Origin of the sequence: Desulfobotulus pelophilus (genome assembly GCF_026155325.1) — a bacterium.
In the GTDB taxonomy this organism is placed as follows: Bacteria; Desulfobacterota; Desulfobacteria; order Desulfobacterales; family ASO4-4; genus Desulfobotulus; species Desulfobotulus pelophilus.
Map to the genome: position 1 here is coordinate 441,271 of NZ_JAPFPW010000001.1, position 18,492 is coordinate 459,762.

An 18,492-nucleotide genomic window follows, 5' to 3' on the forward strand; every position below is an offset into this window, starting at 1 on the left:
ACGGATTATTTATGGCTTATATGAGGACGTTTCTGTTTGGATGTTTATCCTTTCTGCTGGCTTACCCTGCCCAGGCGGTTACAAAGATTCCAGATGTCTTTTTGTATGCGGAATCAAGGCCTTTTACCGCTGTTGTTGTGGAAAAATCTACGCAGAATCTCATGGTTTATGTAAAAAATGAGGAGGATATGCTCTATCTTCGTCATCTTTTTCCCTGTTCTACGGGAGAGGTTTCCGGAGACAAACAGGTTTCCGGTGATAGAAAAACGCCGGAAGGTGTTTATTTTTTTCTTACGGAGTTTGAGGAACGGTATCTGGCTCCCATTTATGGTACGGGTGCTTTTCCCATTGACTATCCCAATTTTATGGATCAGAGGGCGGGAAAAACCGGAAATGCCATATGGCTGCATGGCACAAACAAGGCTCTGCGCCCTCAGGATACCAATGGATGTGTGGCCCTTGAGAATCAGCATCTTGATGCCATGCGTGGTGATATACGGCTTCTCAGGAGTCCTATGATTGTTGTGGAGAACCTCGCATATCATTCTGACTATCCCCCGAAAAATGACGTAAGCAGGCTGACGGGACTCATTGCTGCCTGGACGGAAGGGCTTCGTGGGGACTCTTACCATGCTTATCTTGAGCAATACAGCCGGGATTTTCTGCCGGATGTTTCCTGGTGGCAGGACTGGCTTTCACTGCGTGAAATATTGGAAGAAAGTATCCCTGAATTCCGGTTTGAAATTGAAGGGCTTGATCTGTTCCAGGTATCTGGCAGGGTAACGGGAATTTTTGATCTTGTGGTCCGCGTAGGAGATGCAAGCAGGAATCTTGGAACCAGAATTTTATATATGGAGCCGGATGATAAGGGAAGGATGCGAATTGTTGGAGATCCATGGCTGGCTCCGCCAGAGTCACCCGTACCAATAGGAGAACCTCTTCTGGCCGGGCTTCAGTCTTTTGAGGAAGTATGGGATGCGGAAGACCAGATTGTCCGCATGGTTGATGACTGGCTTGTGGCCTGGTCCAGCCAGGAAATAGCTCCTTATGCAGCATTTTATGCCAGTGATTTTCGTTCACAAGGAAAGAACCGCAACGCATGGGTCCGCTATAAAGAAGGGCTGAATCGTCAATACAGTTTTATTCAGGTAACAAGGGAGGGGCCGTTAGAGATTCGCATGAGAGGGCAGGGACGGGCTGTGGTTCGTTTCGTCCAGCGTTATGAGTCCAGCGGTTTTGAAACCCGGGGCCGTAAACGGCTTGACCTGATACGTGAGGGCGGTCGATGGAAGATTTACAGAGAGATATGGGAAGGCTGATCACCGAGCATTCGAAGTCCCCTTCCAAGGAGGATTCTCCCAGAGAAAAGTGGAGTCTTCTGCTTGTGGGGAGCCGTGGCCGTATTGTTCGTCTGCATCTTGGATGGGGGCTGGCCGTTGGCTTTGCTGTCTGTTTTCTGGCGGTTTTACTTGTCATAGGGTTTTGGCGTTTTCCAGATTTTGGCTGGCCGGTGAGCGAAAAGCAGGCGCTGCACCAGAGCTTGCAGATGGAAATGGATGCATTGCGAAGGGAAAATCAGCGTCTCATGGCCAGACTTGCTGCTCTGGAGGTTGTCATGTCTGATCATGCTGCAGGGCAGTATCAACCCGATGAAAGGGGGCGCGAAACGGAGAAGCCTGTTGAGGAAGTCACTGACAGAATGCCTGTGGACGTGGAAATTGACAAAAGAGGGGCGGCGGAAAGTTTACCGGGCTTACCGCAGGTGGATATTGCTTTCCCCAAGGTAGCCCTTGATTCTTACCAGGCAGGTATGCAGGACGGAGTTTACAGGGTTTCTTTTAATATCCGAAATGTTCGTAACGATGCCGGAGTTTCGGGCCATATTATTTCTGTTCTTGTCCCAGAGGATGCAACAGCCCCATACCCGGCATCTCCTGCCATGCAGGTGTATCAAGGCAGACCTGCCGAGCCTCAGCAGGGACAGTTTTTTTCAATTCGGAATTTTAAGGATGTTCGGCTGCGCTTTGGTGCCCTTGATCCAGGGCGCTATCTGGCCAATAGGATTTTTGTGTTTAATGAAGCAGGGGATCTGCTTCATGTGGAAGAGTTTCAGGTTGTACAGAGTCCGTTATAAACGGCCCTTGCTTTGAGGAAAACAGTGCACCAGCTGTATTATTCGCTGTGGAAGGATGGCTGCCTATGTCTGCCCGGAGTAATGGAAACTTTAAAACGGATGGGGGGCAGGTTTCCATGGTGAGTGCGTGGGGATTGAGGAAGGAAGTCTTCGGAAAGCTTGCCTTTTTAGCCGTAACGGTCATTATGTTTTTATCGTTAGAATTTTCTGCTTATGCACGCTGCGGCATTGAAACCTGGTTTGAAGACGAAGAATTTGTTCTGAATGTATATCGCGTATGTGGTGAAAAGGCTGGGAAAACCCTCATGATTATTGGTGGTATACAGGGCGATGAACCAGGAGGGTTTCTGGCAGCAGATCATTATGCTGATATCAGACTCCGTCAAGGTAATCTGATCCTGATACCCCGGGCGAACCTTCCTTCCATTATGGAGAGTCGTCGTCAGATTCATGTCGATATGAACCGGAGTTTTGGGGAAAGCAGCTTCAATGAAACCTATGAAAGAAGCGTTACTGAAGTCCTTCAGGCCCTTATGGCGGAAAGTGACCTGCTTTTAAATCTGCATGACGGATCGGGCTTCTTCTCCCCGACATGGCTCTCAGAAGACAGAAATCCCCTCCGTTACGGGCAGTCAATCATCGCAGATGCATCCCGGTACCGGAAAGAAAACGGGGATGTTCTGATGCTTGAAACCATTGCTACTGAAGTTGTGGAACGTATGAATCGGAATATAGAAAATCCGGATCATCATTTTCATTTTAATAATCACCGAACGCTGGAAGATGATTCACCCCATTGGGAACAGCGCCGCTCAGCAACATTTTATGCCCTTACCCACCGCAATATTCCAGCCTTCGGTGTGGAAGCCAGCAAGTCCCTCCCAATGGAACTAAAGATTAAGCATCACATCCTTGCCATTAATGCGTTTATGGATTTTCTTGGTATTATACCGGAAACTCCCCCCGTACGGACCGAACCGCCCGCGCTTGGTTTCCTTGTTATTGCCGTTGAAGGTCAGACTCCGGTAGCTGTGGAGAAAAATCAGATTCTGCAGCTTTCTAGAGGATCCATTATTACAGTTTCACACATTGTGTCCAATTATTCGAGAGGTTTTTCAGTACGTATTGATGGATTTGATGGCAGAAATTATATGGGACAGCCCGTAGTCCTGAATGAGTCAACCAGAATACGTGTGTTTAAGGATCACCAACCCTGTGGGTCTGTTGGGATCGATATCAGAGAAAAGGTCAGGATACCGGACTCCGTAGTGAGGGATCCTGAGGATGAAGCGTTGCGTTATGAGGTGCGTATTAATGAGAGAATTGTCTGGCTTGAGGACGGCGCAACTCTTGATGTGCCTTATGGCGCGATCATGGAAATTGTGAGTGTGACATCTGGGAAGATAGATCCTGTTGACCTCATAGTAAATTTTAAAGGGTTTGTTCCGGATGTTGATGTCAATACTGGTGAAGACAGGGGCTACCCCATTGATACAGCAAAAGATTTATGGGTCCGGTATTCCGAAGGGCGTGAAGGGCTGGTTTACCCGGTGGAAACGTCTCTTTATGGAAAGAGAATTGGTGGGTTTCGGGTTCGTCTTGTCCCTTAGGCGGATTTCGGATTGCATAACAGAGAAATGTGATTCTATCCGAATCGTAGTATGAAATGAATTCAAAGTCTGTTTTGCCGGATAAAGAGCAAGCGTTGTATCTGCTGTGTTGAAGAAGAAGGAGGGCTCCATGAGACTGTGGTGGAATCGATTTTTTTCAAAGGAGTTATCCGCAGACCAGCAGGAAGAGAGGGGAAAGGCCGATTCTTCTCCGAACTTGCCGACTGCTTCTATTTTTGGCCATAAAAGGAGAGAACAGGTGGGAAAGGTAAAAAATCTGTCCATTATCGACAGTGACTTGCGCGTGGAGGGAGTCCTGAATGCAAAAGGACGGCTGGTGATCAAAGGTACGGTCCGGGGAACCATTTCAGGTGCTACTGTTGTGATTGCTGAGGAAGGAAGGGTCTATTGTGATGCTACTGTGGAGGAGCTGACCATAGGTGGTGTTTTTGAAGGCAATATTCAAGCCCAGGAGCGTGTGGTCATTCTGTCTACAGGGCGATGCGCAGGTACGGTAAGTTGCAAGGATCTTGTGGTAGAGAGCGGTGGCATTGTCAATGCTGAAGTGACCTGTACACGGGAAAAGGATGCGCGGAATAAGGGCGTTGCAGAAAAAGGGGGGGAGCCTAAGAAATCAGAGGCTGAAAAAGGAGAAAAGACAGATAAAATTCGGCAGGTTTTGTGATGTTCCAGTCTTATGGATGCCAGATTGTTTTTTGATGTACTGGAACGATCCGGATACCGGGCAGCCCTGTTTTTGAAAAAATGGTGCAGGTTAAGACAGGATTGCTGAAATATCTGCAGGCATGTTCTGAAAAGCCGTGAAAGTGATGTCTGAGAATGAATACCCATGATGCTGTGCAAGGCGTTCGAAAAGTGCCCGGTAGCTCAGTGTCTGTCGCATGCACCAGTCCAGTCCGAGAAGTCCGGCTATTGTTCGGATATTGTTTTTGGTACCTTCAAGTTCAGCAAAAAAACCAAAAGGCATTTGATCAAGGCAGACTTCAACCCCTTTGAGATGAAATGACTCCCTGTATTTTTCATATATTGTTTCATGGGTGTAACCCAGTGTACGGAACGCTTGCCTCGCGTCTGTGAAGCTGCCAACGACAGTTTCTGTTTCTTGAAGAATTTTGAAGTCGGGGTCGTGATGGTTGCCGGGATGGCTTTTAACGGTCATGATACAGTTTTCAGCCTGACGCAGTCGGAGAAGGATGCCTTGCTTCCTCAGTCGGAGGTCGGGAGTGTCGAACAGGGTGTTTTTTTCAAATATTTTCCCCATCGATATGCCATTCTGTGCAAGAATCAGGTTGCGAAACCCTGCAGGGTTTGATATATGAAATTTTACTTCGATTTCGAGGTCATTATGGTTCATGGTGGTCTCCTGAAATCGGGTTTATGAAGCAGAAGAAGGCGGGCCGGTGACCTGCTTTTTTTATGTGCCTGTTTAACCGGGCACAGGCCTTTCGTCAAGCTTTGGATAGCCCCGTTTCCGAAGAGCGAGAAGCGTGTTTTTTTCTCATTGACATGGCCTTGAAGAGTCTATAAAAAATAAAGTTATTTTAATCGGGAGTGACAGCGGTGAAAAAATATACTTACAGCGCAAAAAAAGCAGACAACCAGGGAAAATGGTGGGTTATTGATGCTGAGGATATGATCCTCGGGCGTCTGGCTTCCCTGATTGCATCCCGTATCAGGGGCAAGCACAATCCTCTTTATACACCCCATGCAGATACCGGTGATTCCATTGTGGTTGTGAATGCAGAGAAGGTGCGGTTAACCGGCCGTAAATGGGCCCAGAAAACCTATTACCGTCACAGTGGATATACAGGTAATCTGAAATCCATTACCGCGGAAAAACTTCGGGAAAAACGTCCTGAGGATCTTCTGCGGTTTGCTGTTCGTGGTATGCTGCCCAAAAACAGCCTGGGGCGTGATCTCCGTAAGAAATTGCATGTATATGCCGGTCCGACGCATCCCCATGTGGCGCAGCAGCCGGAAGAACTTAAACTGCAGTAACCCGAGATATCCGGAGTATTCATATGGAACAAAACAGCATTTACGCAACTGGAAAACGAAAAACATCCATGGCACGTACGTGGATTCGGCCTGGATCCGGTAAAATTACGGTAAATGGCATGGATGTTGAGAACTATTTTAAAATTGATACCCATCGTCTGGTTCTTGGCCAGCCCTTATCTCTCACGGAACGATCTGATCGTTACGATGTTATGGTAACCGTAAAGGGCGGGGGAATTTCGGGTCAGGCAGGAGCGGTACGTCATGGGATAACCAAGGCGTTACTGGAAGCAGAGCCGGAATTGAGAGCTGTGCTGAAAAAAGCAGGCTTTATTACAAGGGATGCCCGCGTTAAAGAGCGGAAAAAATATGGTCAGCGGGCTGCACGTGCGCGCTTCCAGTTCTCCAAACGCTAACTGGTTTTTTCTTTTGAGTTGTTGTTTTTGTGCAAAAAGGCAGGCCACGTGGCCTGCCTTTTTAGTTCTTTCTCCAGCAAAGCAGGAATTCTGTTCTCCTGAAAGGGTGTCAACCTCATTCATGCTGAAAGAACTCTTCCGTTGAAAATGCAAGGCTTTGAAGGTGAGGGCGGACTGGTTTAAGCAATGGTGCTGGCCTGATCCTGCAGACTGCTATCGATCATAGGCGTATCTACCCGTAAGCTTTTTTCGGCCTGTCAGTACAGTTTATGGTCTGGATGTTTTTTACTTTAAAAGAGTATGTTGAGACTTGCCCTGCTGCATATAATATTCGGGGTTGAATGGAAGGGTTTTATTGTGTGATTTTTGGGGTCTGATTATCACATTGATTCAGCACTTCTGACTAAATCAGAGAAAAGAGAGACGGCAGATCCTTGGTTTGCTGACAGCCCTCATTCAGGCCTTCCGCCTGAACAGAGCTCCGAGGTTAAGCGGGAGGGGCTGCCGGGCATACCCTGATATAAACGAACAATGGTTGAGCAAGAGAGATAGTCCGATAGTTTTTGGCAGTGAGGGATGACCCGTTTTCTGGAGTAGGGCAATGATCGGGACAATGCTTGTTGGGTCCCCTCCGGCGGGAACTACCCCAGAGAAGCTGGCCCGGAAAAGAGGCAGAAGCTTGCGTAGTGTTCTGCCTGGGCGTCGTGGCAGGAGAGGGTCTTGTGCATCGCAGTAAATGGGAGATGGACCTCCCTGTTTGACTGGAAACCATTAAAAACGGTGTTGAAAACCATGACCATCAGGCTTGGAATTAATGGGTATGGCAGAATCGGTCGGTGTGTGTTGCGTGCACTTTATGAGTCACACCATAGGAATGCCATGCGCATAGTCGCAATTAATGACCCTGCGGATATGGCTGCCATGGCCCACCTCACCCGCTACGATTCAACCCATGGACCGTTCCGAAAAAAGGTAGCCTTCCATAACGATGAGCTTTATGTGGGGGAGGATTCAATTTCGGTTACCCATAGCCCGGAGCTTGATGGCCTTCCGTGGGCAGATCTCGGGGTTGATGTGCTGCTTGAGTGTTCCGGTGTTTGGGTCCGGCGGCAGGATGCAGAGAAGCACAAGGCCATGGGAGCTAAAAAAGTTCTTTTTTCAAATCCAGCAGAGGCAGATGTGGATGCCACGGTAGTGTTTGGCTTAAATGACGCAAACCTCTCAAAAACCGATACTATTGTATCCAATGCCTCTTGCACCACAAACTGTATTTGTCACGTGATCGACGCACTGGATAAGGCTGTGGGGATATCCGGAGGCGTTATTACGACCACCCACTCCGTGATGAATGATCAGCCGGTTATTGATGCCTATCATCATAGTGACCTTCGTCGTACAAGGTGTGCCGGTTTTTCCATTGTGCCTGTTGAAACGGGGCTGGCGAGGGGGATTGACCGCATATTCCCTCATCTGCAGGGGTGTTTTCAGGCTGTGAGTCTTCGGGTCCCTACCATGAATGTTTCCATGATGCAGCTCACGGCTCGGGTTGAAAAGTCTGTGAACATACGCGGTGTCAATGATATTATCAAAGAAGCTGCGTTGCCAAGGCCCTCGGTCATGGGTTACACGGAAGAACTGCTTGTATCATGTGATTTCAACGGAGACGCACGTTCGGTTATTGTGGATGGAACCCAGACCCGTGTGGTGGGGAATCGTATGGTGACGGTGTTGGCCTGGTTTGACAACGAGTGGGGGTATGCCAACCGCATGCTTGATACTGCTGAGGTTTTGGGTAGAATTGCTGAGGGTAGTTCAGTCTGAGAGAGATGCTGCCGATATAGGTATTGAACCTGCTTTGATGATTGCCGGGCCTTTGCAGAACAGGGAGCAGGCTTGGAGTAAATACCGTTTCAGGATGCCCTGATGCTTGCGAAGGGAGCCTTGACTATGCAGCGAATATACATGGTCCTTGCCTGGTTTGTGTGTCTGTTTATTCTGTCTGCGCTATCTTATGGAGATGGACCTCCCGATTTCCGTCAGGTAAACTGGGGAATGGGGCGTCTTGCTGTAATGGCTGCCGAAGAATCTGTTCCGGAGCCGGTGTCCGGTTCTGGTCTTTCCTATCGGCTGTGGCTTCTTGGACAGAGAGTTTTTTTAGGATATTCTTTCTCGGCAAACAGGCTTTTTGAAGCCCGGTATGTATTTCCCGAACCCTCCTTTTCTTTACAAAAAGAGGTAAGGGATATTCTGGAAAGCAAGTATGGGAATCCGGATAATAAAACAGATCATGAGAACTCATTGCAGTGGCAGACGGAGAGAACTCAAATTCGTATGATCAGCGGGGATGATGGCTACCTGAGAGTGGTTTATACTGGAAGGGAAATGGTTCAGTGGCACGAATCCCGAAGGCACAATCGTATGGAGGAAAAGCATGCAAGGCTTTTGAATCAGTTTTGAGAAGTCAATGTGCCGTAAGGAGAAAAGTCCATGGAATGTCGCTGGCTTGTGATGCTCCTCTGCATTGTGGCTGGAAGCTTTGTCTGCTCTGACCTTGCAGCCGCTGAAGAAATCCCTGTATGGCGTCTGGCCGACAGGCAATTTCATAGAGAAGACAGGCGGTGGCAAGAGGCCGATCAGGATCCTGAGGCGCAGTGGCGTCGGCAGGATCGTTTTTTTTTCAACAGGGACGATGCCTGGAAAAAAAAGCAGGATGCGTCTTTCGGGAAAAGAGACAGGCAGTGGATGCGAAAGGAGCGCACTCTCTGATGCAGACACTTTACTTGACAGTGGTGCTCAGGCGGTGTAGGCCCATGAATCACATGGTTTTACGGAATTGACCTTCTGATATAAGGAGGCTGGATGATTCGTGTCGTGTTCAACCAGAAAGGCGGCGTAGGGAAATCAACCATTGCCTGTAATCTTGCTGCTGTGGCTGCAAGCAGGGGTAAGCAGGTTCTTGTGGTGGATCTGGACAGCCAGTGCAATGCTTCTCAGTATCTTTCCGGCAAGGGCCGTGTGCCCCAGGAAGGTGTGACAGATTTTTTTAAAGATCATTTGTACGTCAGCTTTTTTCAGTCGAAATCCTTTGCTTCCATTATTCAGGCTACACCATTTAAGGGGCTTTTTATGGCTGCTGCCAGTCCTGAACTTGAAGAGTTGGGGCCTAAACTGGAAAGCCGCTACAAGATGTTCAAGTTGAAAGAGGCTTTACGACAACTACAAGGATATGATGAGATTTATGTGGACACGCCACCGGCATTGAATTTTTTTAGTCGATCAGCATTGATAGCGGCAGACACATGCATTGTGCCCTTTGACTGTGATGCCTTCAGCCAGTATGCTTTGCAAACTTTGTCACAGGGAATTGAGGAGATACGATCTGACCATAATGCATCTCTTCGCCTTGAGGGAGTTGTTATTAATCATTTTCAGGCAAGGGCTAGTTTTCCCGCCAAAGCCGTTGCGCGGGTTGAAGAGGCAGGATATCCGGTTTTACCGGCGTATATATCCTATTCCGTGCGGATCCGGGAGTCGCATTTTGCGGGTGAGCCCATGGCATTTTTTGATCCTCGGCACAAGCTTGCCCTTGAGTTTGAAGCATTGTACAGCTGTCTTGATGAGGGGCGTGGATCGTCGATGTAAAACGCTGGTCTTTTGTTGGCCAGTAGTTTTTTTGATATGTAAGGCGGCCTGTAAATATTTGATCAGGCACGGAAGGCTAAGGCGGGGAGGATGGTCGCATGGAGGGTGTCGTATGGGGAGTGGTTGTCGGTTTTTTTTTGGGCAGTTTTGGTTATATTCTTACACGGTTTATTGTTTCTCCTGTTTTCCGGTACCGAAAAATAAAAAAACATCTTCGTGTAGATTTAAAAGCTGCTGAGATGAGCGCAGAAAAAGATACTCTTAACCGCACGGACCTTGCAAGAATTGATGGCTTTCGGGGTCATGCCAAAGCTATCATCCACCATGTGGACATGGTCTTGCCCCTGTGGTTTCGCCTTTCCCTTGAAAGGCAGGATGAAAGACCCATGGATGCAGCTGCTGAGCTCATGACCCTTGCCAATATTCGGAATCCGGAGCACCTGAAAAAAAGAATTGCTGCGGTTCGGAATTACCTTCATCTGGAGAGATGATCAGAGCAGGCGGCCAGAATAGCGTTTCTGCCTGCGGCCCCATAGAAAACCGGTGAGCATTCCGCTAAAAACGAGAACTCCGCCGATGAGAAGGGTGTGGTTCCTGCTTTGAGCGCGGAGCAGTATATTTTCTTCAAGTAGTGCATCTCTTTCTTTTTCAAGATTGCTGGATTTTTGCCTGAGTGTGAGATACCCGGAAGATTCTTCTGTTAGCCGGTCGAGATCCTGACGGGTCTGTTCCAGTTCGCTGCGGGTTACAGAGAGCTTGTCAGACAGAATTTTTATTTTTTCTTCGCTTTCTTTCCAGGCTTTGTCTGTTTGATCGAACTGCTGCCTGAGCCTTTCATTATCTTCTGCCAGTTGGTGGTTCTGTACCTCTAAGGGAAGGTTCCGGGTAAGGTAACGGGCCAGAACCCATCCTGTGACCGGTGCCGTGTCTCCCCTCTCGATGGTAACAATGCGGGACCATCCGTCATTTTCTTCCAGAATTTTTACAGGGTGACCTGAGTGGATAAATCGCAGAATTCTATGCTCTGTGGTCGGCCCTCTCCGTACACTGATCTGCAGGGAATCAGTCACATAGGCTGTGCCAGCCATACTTGAAAAAGGTAATGTCAGAATGAGAAAAAAAAATATCCAGAAAAAATGAGAATCTCGCATGAATGAATCCTTAACAGGGAATGGTTGCATACCGGGCCTGAATGAAAGCTCTGCGCCTTCGGGCTTCCATAATGGCTGTGCCGGAATCATAGAAGCCGTTTTAGGTACAGGTTAAAGGGTATTGATGAGCCCTTTCAAGATGCAATCCTGATGGCTTTCAACGTGACGGCACTCGGAGAGTATGCATGTTCAGTATACATATTCTGATGCGGTTTTATAGCCGGAAATCCAGAAAAAGTAAATCTGGATCAAGTCTAAAACTGGTCAAAGAAATTATGGTTCCCAGGGAGGGGCGTTGTGGCCGATAAGTATTCTTTCTCACCCATTGCAGAAATCCGTTCCTGTTTTCAGGAAAAATTCGGGATCCCTAGACAGGCGGGGCTTGCACCTTCTGCTTTTGCAACTATCCACATGCACCCTGAATATGCCTCGCCTGAAGCCGTACGGGGGCTTGAAGCATTTTCTCATATCTGGGTGATTTTTCTTTTTCATGCTCATGTCGGTTTACCCTGGCAGGCAACGGTCAGGCCACCGCGCCTTGGGGGGAATCGGCGCATGGGTGTATACGCTACCCGAAGCCCATTCCGACCCAATCCTGTAGGGTTGTCTGTCGTTGTCCTGGAAAGGGTTGATGTGGATAAGGGGATGGTTACTCTTCATGTTTCCGGTGGTGATTTTATGGATAAAACACCTGTTGTGGATATTAAGCCCTATATCCCTTACGGTGATGTGGTGGAAAATGCATCAGGAGGCTTTGCCACAGGGGCTCCGGAAGTGTTTTGGGATGTATATTTCAGTAAAAGTGCTGTTTCTGTATGTGAGATGGAACTACAGGCTGGAAGAAGAGATTTACGCCCTCTCATTCGTGAAATATTGTGCATGGATCCGAGGCCAGCTTATTCGAAAAGGAAAGGTCCGTTCGGTACGAGGGTTGCGGGTTATGAAGTTCGCTGGCTATTTGGTGAAAGGGGTGTGGAGGTTACGGATTTAATCCCTGTGGAATAAAAAAACGTGGGTGTTTCTGCCTTTTTGATCCTTGATAGACGGTAAGGAAAATTTTGTTGCATCCATTAGCTGTTTGTATTTTGGCGCATTGCCGGTGTGTTGACAGGGAAATGGTTTTCAAACAGTCGGCTTGCTTTTCATTTGATTATTGGGTTCGTTTCTTTTTATCTCTGAAGTCTATGGTCGATGGTGTCTGAAACAGTTCAAACGCTGTGGGCAAGCACGCCATATCTCGTATTCTGGCATTGCGGAAGCATTTATGGTCGTATCATGCGGGTATATAGCGTGCTTTTGCAAGCCCACCACGGGTAGAAAGGCAGGGGATTGCTCAGATTGATCCTTTTATTCCTTTAGCGTTGAGACTGCCACTGGAAAATTATTTTATCTGGTCCGTATATGCTTAAATTAGGGTGCTATGATTATTTGATTGTTTGTGGTCTGGATTTTGCTTTTCATAAAAGTACAGTAAAGAGCTAGTCCGAGAGCTATTTTTTTCAGCCAACGGCACGTATATATAGCTGTGTTTTGCTCAATGCCACACAGTATAACGTGTATCGAGTTGTTGGAATAGAGATCTTCGGGTAGCCTCTATAAAAGTCTTTTGACCGGAGAAGAGAAAGCGCCCCGAGAGGCGGTCCTGCTTTTTATAATGGCCCGAAGGAGGATGTACCCATGGAAATCATCGGTATTGATGTGGGATTTGGTTTTACAAAAGCCACCAATGGCCGCAAATCATTCTGTTTTAAATCTGTGTTGGGTGAAACAACGGATATCCAGTTTGCAACGGGTCTCGGGAGCAGGGATCCTGTAGGTAATCTTCATGTAACTCTGGATGGGAAAGGATATTTCATTGGAGATTTTGCCATTGCCCAGTCATCCGTACGCCAGTTTACGCTGGAGCAGGAAAGGCTTCTGGAAGATTTTCTTCCCGTGTTTTCTTTGGCAGCCGCCGGACTGTATGCGGAAGATGGGATTACACTGAATGTAGTCACCGGGCTTCCCGTTGTGTTTTTGAAACAGGATTACGAGAAGATGATCAAGGCTATGTCGGGCAAGCACCAACTGATTTACCACTGGCCCGATGGTAGCAGGCAGAAACGTGAGGTGGCTATCAATGCAGTACAGATTATGCCTCAACCCCTTGGTACTGTTTTTGGTCTGCTTATGGATGATAACGGTCGATTGGCAAACAGAGACCTGCCGGAGAAAAAAATCGGCGTGGTTGATATCGGATTTAAGACAACGGATTTCCTTGTTTTTGATCGTATGAGTTATGTGGAACGCAGCAGCTCAACGGTGGACATGGGAATGTCCAGAAGTTTTATGGCCATTGCAGAGAAATTGAAAAGAGAGTCTGGTGTTCAGATTGAACTCTATAGGCTTTATGAAGCCGTTGAAAAAGGGTGGATTCAGATCCGAGGGAAAGAATATCACATTGCAAATCTCCGAGACAGGGTATTTGCAAGGGCAGCGGAAGAACTGAGCGGTGAAATAGCTCGTCTGTGGGCCGACGAATGGGATCTTCATGGTGTAATTCTGACGGGTGGTGGGAGTGCGGCTCTATCTTCTGTTCTGGCACCACGGCTTGATTTGCCAGTAATAACGGCAGGAGTAAAATCCATGGATCCGCGTTTTTATAATGTAGAAGGCTATCTGCGTTATGGGAAGAGTCGATGGAGGAAAACAACTGTTCCCATGCCTCCACAGAGTCCGGTAAAGCCAGAGAAAGAAGATAACTCTTGAAGACTTAGGGAAAGCGCTGGGATATCTGGTGAAAGCGATCCAGAATTTCAAAAAAAATATCCACCAGCTCGGGATCAAACTGTGTGCCAGCCCCATCGCGAATGACTTCCAGAATCCGTTCCTCGTCCCAGGCCTCTTTGTAGACACGCTGATGGGAAAGGGCATCGTAAACATCAGCTAGGGCAACAATTCTTCCAAAAAGAGGTATCTCTTCTCCTCTGCGTGGGAAGGGTCTGCCCGATGCGTCGCTTTTTCCGGGAAGGGGAAGGCCTGTTGCCGGATCTACGTGGCCGGGATAACCCTTGCCATCCCATCTCTCATGGTGGGTCATGGCCACATCTGCTGCAGCCTGATCAAAGTCGGAATGGGGGTTGAGGAAAAGGCGGGCACCATGGAGAGTGTGCTCCTTCATAGTCTGGAACTCTTCTTCCGTGAAACGGCCCGGCTTTTTAAGAATATTGTCGGGTATGGCTACTTTGCCGACATCGTGCAGCATGGCAGCCATGCGAAGACGGTCCCTCTGGCGTTCAATGGTTGCAGTGTCCAGCCCTTTACGGGCGGCCCATGCCTCGTACAGCGCCACAGAATAGCTACCCACACGGTTGACGTGGGCCCCTGTTTCTTTAGGATCCCGCATTTCTGCCATTTGTATCATGCGCAGCAGAATGGAGCGGGTAAGGCTGGCACGTTCCAGGGCAAGGGAAGCAATCGATGCGAAATGTTGAAGAATTTTAGCATCTTTTTCCGTAAAAATGCGCACAGACCGGTCCGGTGTAATGGCGTTGAGAACCTGAAGGACTCCAATGACCCTTTGATTGATATCTTTGAGGGGGAGAGTATACATGGAACGGCTGCGGTACTGGGCTCGGACATCAAACGAACGTGAAAACCGGTAGGGTGCAGATTCTGATATCTGATAAACATCCTCAATGGATAATGCCTTGTTATGAAGGGCTACGTATCCGGCTATGCTTCGGTCATCAATGGGCAATGCGCAATTTGTGTAAAGGAGTTTTTCATTTTTCAGAAGTTTTTTCTGCAGGGTATCGTTTTGAGCGTAGGCGAAATGGAGGGTGTTGTTTTCCCGTATGTAGATGGATCCAGCATCAGCATGGACAAAGGAACGTGCTTCCGTTAGGATTCTTTCCATCAGAATATCAAGATCTTGAATCCCACCGAGATCACATCCGATCTGCAGCAACCGGTCCCTTTGTTCCTGTTCGTGCATGAATGTGGCCTCCTTTTTTTATTCCCTCATTCCTTTATATGGATACCAGTCTCCGGATCGGAGACGTTCTACCCGGTAGACGACGGATTCACCAGAGAGTGTGTCAAAAATGATTTTTCGTCCCTTTGTCCCTCCGGTGTCATTAACACTGATGGGGATTTCTGCTTTTTGCAGAAGGGCCAGGGCTGTGGAAATATTGTTTTTTGCTATGGCCTGTGCCTCTGGTATGGATGGTGGTGAGGCGCCGCCGAAGATCATCGCTTCCAGATCCACTTTCTGGCTGTGACTTTTGATGAAACAATGGATAAGGGCAGCGGTGCTCACATTGCCATAGAGGGTGGTAGCCCTGCTGGGGTCAGGAGCTTGCGGATAAAGGAAATGATTCATTCCCCCTTTTTGGTTTTTGCGGTCAAAGAGGGCAACGGCAACGCAGGATCCCAGAACGGTTGAAATAACGGTACCCTCATCCGGTATGAAAAGAAATCCTGGTTGCAGCAGATAGCCGGGCAGCATTTCCGGATTATGAACCATAGAATTGCCTTTAAGCCTGGGAAGCCGAACGTTGTCCCTGTCCCCACGAGAGTTTAAAAAAAAGGAGTTCAGTCATCACTGCCGTGTTTTTGTCGGTTCAGACGGGCCATGGTCACCTTGGCTTCTCTCTCCTTGATGGCATTACGCTTGTCGTAGAGTTTTTTTCCACGGGCAAGGGCAAGGGCAACCTTTACTTTCCCTTGTTTAAAATAGAGCTTCACGGGAATCAGAGAATATCCTTTTTCCTTTGTTTTGCCAATCAGTTTGGCAATCTCGGATTTGTGCAGCAGCAGCTTGCGGGTACGCAGAGGCTCATGGTTATTGTAATAAGCATGGGTATAAGGGCTGATATGCATCTGCATGAGAAAAACTTCATTGTTTTTTATCTGAGCATAGGCATCCTTGAGATTGACCTGACCGTTACGCAGGGACTTGACCTCTGTGCCTGTAAGAACAATACCGGTTTCTAGCACGTCTTCAAAGCTGTAGTCGTGCCGCGCTTTGCGGTTTTCAGTGATGATTTTCATACCGGTCACTTCCTGCCTCCTTATAACAGCCGTTATACCTCCTGAAGATTTTTCCAGAATAATGGCCCGGTTTAATGGGCCGTCAGGATGCCGGAACGGAAGTTGTGCTGCCTGGAATTCCCGTTTTGTGGGATGGATTAATATGAATTAACTGAAGTCTGTTTGCATGAATTTTCCGTATTTTTCGCTTATGGCTTCCATTACCTGATAAGTATGACTTTTTTGAAGCAATCCCTCTGTGAAAGTCCTGCAGTCATGGCTTTCCATGTGACGTATCATGTTTTTGATAGCAGGTATGGACTGAGGGTTCATGCTCAGCTCGCGGATACCCAGTCCCAGAAGTACGGGAAGATGAAAAGGGTCACCAGCCATTTCTCCGCACATGGCAACGGATATTCCGGCTTTTTCCGCTTCGTCCACTACCCGTTTGATCATCCTCAGCACTGCCGGGTTCAGAGAGTTGTAAAGGTGAGCCACCTGAGGATTGCCCCTGTCTATGGCCAGAAGGTATTGAACAAGATCGTTGGTTCCGATGCTGAAAAAATCGACCTCTCGGGCTAGCACATCCGCCATGACGACAGCAGATGGAACCTCTATCATGATGCCGACTGGCATGTCGGGATTGTGCCGTTGCTTCTCCAGAGCCAGTTCTTCGGCGCAGTCTCTGAGGAGCTGGCGGGCCTCAAGTACTTCTTCAAGACAGGAAATCATGGGAAACATGATCTGAGCATTGCCATAAGCTGCTGCGCGTAGAATGGCACGGAGCTGGGTTTTGAAAACTTCTTTTTTTCTCAGACAGAACCGTATGGCCCGTAAGCCCAGGGCTGGATTTGCTTCTTCAGGGGAAAGGGTATAGGCTATGGCTTTATCACCATTGATATCAAGGGTTCTGAAGGTTACGGGAGCGGGAGCCATCAATTCCAGAACTTCTCTGTACTGTTCAAAAAGCTCTGCTTCGCTGGGGAAGTTGCTGCGGCTGAGATACAGAAATTCTGTTCTCAGAAGCCCGATCCCGTCGCCTCCATGATCCCTTACGGATACCACTTCTTCGGCGAGTTCGATATTGCCCAGCACGTTTACATCCATAGCATCTGTTGTGACAGCAGGGAGGTGACTGCTACGGGATATGGATGCTCTGTGCTCCTCAAAGCGGCGCTTTTTTTCTTCGTATAATAAGAGGGTGCTGTCTTCTGGATGTACGATTACTTTGCCGGCAATACCATCAACAATAATAATGTCGTCATTGTGCAATATGGTTGTTGCATTGCTGAGCCCCAGAACGCAGGGAATTCCGAGGGTCCTGGCAATGATGCTGGTATGGGAGGCGGTTCCGCCGTGATCTGTCACAAACCCCATGACCCATTCCAGTTGGATCTGGCTGGTCTGGGCCGGAGAAAGGTCACTGGCAACAAGAATAACTCGTTTACTGATGCTGCTGATGCTTTCTTCCTTGGCCCCCATGAGGTTGCGCATGATCCGGTCTGAAACATGGACGATATCAGCGGACCTTCCCTGGAGATAGGGGTCTTCAATGTCCTGAAACATGATACGGACTTCAGCGACGACATTTTTAAGAGCCCATTCCGCATTGACCTTTTCTGTTTCAATGGTTTCAAGGGTTCTGCCATACAACATTTTATCTTTAAAAAGAACAAGATGTGTTTCAAGAATCTGAATATGCTCTTTCAGTGCTTCAGGTGTGGAGCCAATGATTTCAAGGAGTTCTTTTTTTGCCTTTTGCACGGCTGTTTTAAATCGGTTCAGTTCATGGGCCTGCTGTCTGTCATTAATGGAATATTGCGGGATGACGTCCACACCCTCCCGTCCGACCATATAGGCTTTACCAATGCAGATTCCCGGTGCTCCACTGATGCCTTTGCATACGGTTTCTGTTTTTTCTGCTGTAGGCATAACTTTGCTTATTCTCCAAATCCGTTTTCGACGAGCTCGGCAATATGGTCGAGGATGGGAAGATCTTCAGGGTCTTCCGCATGAAGGGTAATGCGAGCACCCTGTTCACAGGCAAGGGTGAGTATGTCAATGATGCTTGAAGCATCCACTTTTTCAGCTTCACGGGAAAGCCAGAGGCCAGCTTTAGCTGACTGGGCAATGCGGGCGATGGCCGCAGCAGGTCTGGCATGGAGGCCTAAAGGATTACGTATGGTCAGTTGTTTTTGATACACGGTTGTATGCGAAGCCAGAAAGTGGAAGTGTCAACGGGATGGTCCCTGTGGAAACCCGTACGGATAAAACGTATGAATTGTATACGCTTTTGTCGGGATTGCAACGGTCAATTTGCTGCTGTTCTATTATGAAGGAGAAGAGGCGGGGTGTGTTTTGCTTTGCAGCAATATGTGAAAAAGGGGATGCAGGGGAACCTCAATGGTCCCTTGCATCCCCAGCTTGTGCCCGGTTCCGCCGAAGAAGGGTGGCCCAGAATGACTTTTCCTGAAAGAGTTTGTGCTGGTTCGATCAGGGAAAGGGTA

Annotated in this window: 20 protein-coding genes; 13 read left to right on the top strand and 7 right to left on the bottom strand. The window is 48.2% G+C overall.

Going from position 1 to position 18,492, the window contains the following annotated elements; genetic code table 11:
• Positions 1 to 11: 11 nt before the first annotated feature.
• The 4 genes from OOT00_RS01990 to OOT00_RS02005 all read left to right on the top strand — a co-directional run bounded on the left by OOT00_RS01990 (position 12) and on the right by OOT00_RS02005 (position 4,429).
• Positions 12 to 1,319, top strand: coding sequence for a L,D-transpeptidase family protein (locus tag OOT00_RS01990; RefSeq protein ID WP_265423614.1), 1,308 nt, complete (start codon positions 12 to 14; stop codon positions 1,317 to 1,319).
• A complete protein-coding gene (locus OOT00_RS01995; RefSeq protein WP_265423615.1) occupies positions 1,286 to 2,134 on the top strand; it encodes a hypothetical protein in 849 nt (282 codons plus the stop codon). The genes OOT00_RS01990 and OOT00_RS01995 overlap by 34 nt, the downstream gene beginning before the upstream one ends.
• Positions 2,135 to 2,199: 65 nt before the next feature.
• Entirely contained in the window at positions 2,200 to 3,744 is a 1,545-nt protein-coding gene (locus OOT00_RS02000) for a M14/M99 family metallopeptidase (RefSeq protein WP_265423616.1), read from the top strand.
• Between the two features lie 259 nt (positions 3,745 to 4,003).
• On the top strand, positions 4,004 to 4,429 hold the full coding sequence (locus tag OOT00_RS02005; RefSeq protein WP_265423617.1) for a bactofilin family protein: 426 nt from the start codon (positions 4,004 to 4,006) through the stop codon (positions 4,427 to 4,429).
• A 90-nt stretch (positions 4,430 to 4,519) separates the two neighbouring features.
• Here the strand turns inward: OOT00_RS02005 and OOT00_RS02010 are convergent, their stop codons facing one another.
• Complete coding sequence (locus OOT00_RS02010; protein ID WP_265423618.1) at positions 4,520 to 5,119, bottom strand: class IV adenylate cyclase; 600 nt, start codon at positions 5,117 to 5,119, stop codon at positions 4,520 to 4,522.
• 206 nt (positions 5,120 to 5,325) lie between these two features.
• On the opposite strand from OOT00_RS02010, the gene rplM reads away from it, so the two are divergent.
• The 7 genes from rplM (at position 5,326) to OOT00_RS02045 (ending at position 10,312) form a co-directional block, all read left to right on the top strand.
• Positions 5,326 to 5,763: a 50S ribosomal protein L13 gene (gene rplM / locus OOT00_RS02015; protein WP_265423619.1), complete on the top strand. Its 438-nt coding sequence runs from the start codon at positions 5,326 to 5,328 to the stop codon at positions 5,761 to 5,763.
• 23 nt (positions 5,764 to 5,786) lie between these two features.
• The gene (gene rpsI / locus OOT00_RS02020) at positions 5,787 to 6,179 is read left to right on the top strand and encodes a 30S ribosomal protein S9 (protein ID WP_265423620.1); all 393 of its coding nucleotides are present in this window, start codon (positions 5,787 to 5,789) and stop codon (positions 6,177 to 6,179) included.
• Positions 6,180 to 6,971: 792 nt separating this feature from the next.
• Positions 6,972 to 8,000, top strand: coding sequence for a glyceraldehyde 3-phosphate dehydrogenase NAD-binding domain-containing protein (locus tag OOT00_RS02025; protein ID WP_265423645.1), 1,029 nt, complete (start codon positions 6,972 to 6,974; stop codon positions 7,998 to 8,000).
• A gap of 126 nt (positions 8,001 to 8,126) precedes the next feature.
• Positions 8,127 to 8,636: a hypothetical protein gene (locus OOT00_RS02030; protein WP_265423621.1), complete on the top strand. Its 510-nt coding sequence runs from the start codon at positions 8,127 to 8,129 to the stop codon at positions 8,634 to 8,636.
• Between the two features lie 30 nt (positions 8,637 to 8,666).
• Entirely contained in the window at positions 8,667 to 8,945 is a 279-nt protein-coding gene (locus OOT00_RS02035) for a hypothetical protein (RefSeq protein WP_265423622.1), read from the top strand.
• 93 nt (positions 8,946 to 9,038) lie between these two features.
• Positions 9,039 to 9,821, top strand: a complete 783-nt coding sequence (locus tag OOT00_RS02040) for a ParA family protein (RefSeq protein WP_265423623.1) — start codon at positions 9,039 to 9,041, stop codon at positions 9,819 to 9,821.
• A 98-nt stretch (positions 9,822 to 9,919) separates the two neighbouring features.
• The gene (locus OOT00_RS02045; protein WP_265423624.1) at positions 9,920 to 10,312 is read left to right on the top strand and encodes a hypothetical protein; all 393 of its coding nucleotides are present in this window, start codon (positions 9,920 to 9,922) and stop codon (positions 10,310 to 10,312) included.
• Here the strand turns inward: OOT00_RS02045 and OOT00_RS02050 are convergent, their stop codons facing one another.
• On the bottom strand, positions 10,313 to 10,972 hold the full coding sequence (locus OOT00_RS02050) for a TIGR04211 family SH3 domain-containing protein (protein WP_265423625.1): 660 nt from the start codon (positions 10,970 to 10,972) through the stop codon (positions 10,313 to 10,315). It abuts the gene before it with no gap.
• Between the two features lie 297 nt (positions 10,973 to 11,269).
• Between OOT00_RS02050 and tsaA the strand changes: the two genes are divergently transcribed.
• Entirely contained in the window at positions 11,270 to 11,977 is a 708-nt protein-coding gene (gene tsaA, locus OOT00_RS02055; protein WP_265423626.1) for a tRNA (N6-threonylcarbamoyladenosine(37)-N6)-methyltransferase TrmO, read from the top strand.
• A 672-nt stretch (positions 11,978 to 12,649) separates the two neighbouring features.
• Positions 12,650 to 13,720: a ParM/StbA family protein gene (locus OOT00_RS02060; protein ID WP_265423627.1), complete on the top strand. Its 1,071-nt coding sequence runs from the start codon at positions 12,650 to 12,652 to the stop codon at positions 13,718 to 13,720.
• A 4-nt stretch (positions 13,721 to 13,724) separates the two neighbouring features.
• Here the strand turns inward: OOT00_RS02060 and OOT00_RS02065 are convergent, their stop codons facing one another.
• The 5 genes from OOT00_RS02065 to OOT00_RS02085 form a co-directional block, all read right to left on the bottom strand.
• A complete protein-coding gene (locus tag OOT00_RS02065) occupies positions 13,725 to 14,948 on the bottom strand; it encodes an HD-GYP domain-containing protein (RefSeq protein WP_265423628.1) in 1,224 nt (407 codons plus the stop codon).
• 18 nt (positions 14,949 to 14,966) lie between these two features.
• Entirely contained in the window at positions 14,967 to 15,479 is a 513-nt protein-coding gene (locus OOT00_RS02070; protein ID WP_265423629.1) for a chemotaxis protein CheD, read from the bottom strand.
• A 68-nt stretch (positions 15,480 to 15,547) separates the two neighbouring features.
• Positions 15,548 to 16,006, bottom strand: a complete 459-nt coding sequence (gene smpB, locus OOT00_RS02075; protein WP_265423630.1) for an SsrA-binding protein SmpB — start codon at positions 16,004 to 16,006, stop codon at positions 15,548 to 15,550.
• A 147-nt stretch (positions 16,007 to 16,153) separates the two neighbouring features.
• Entirely contained in the window at positions 16,154 to 17,917 is a 1,764-nt protein-coding gene (gene ptsP / locus OOT00_RS02080) for a phosphoenolpyruvate--protein phosphotransferase (protein ID WP_265423631.1), read from the bottom strand.
• 8 nt (positions 17,918 to 17,925) lie between these two features.
• On the bottom strand, positions 17,926 to 18,189 hold the full coding sequence (locus OOT00_RS02085; protein WP_265423632.1) for an HPr family phosphocarrier protein: 264 nt from the start codon (positions 18,187 to 18,189) through the stop codon (positions 17,926 to 17,928).
• Positions 18,190 to 18,492 lie beyond the last annotated feature (303 nt).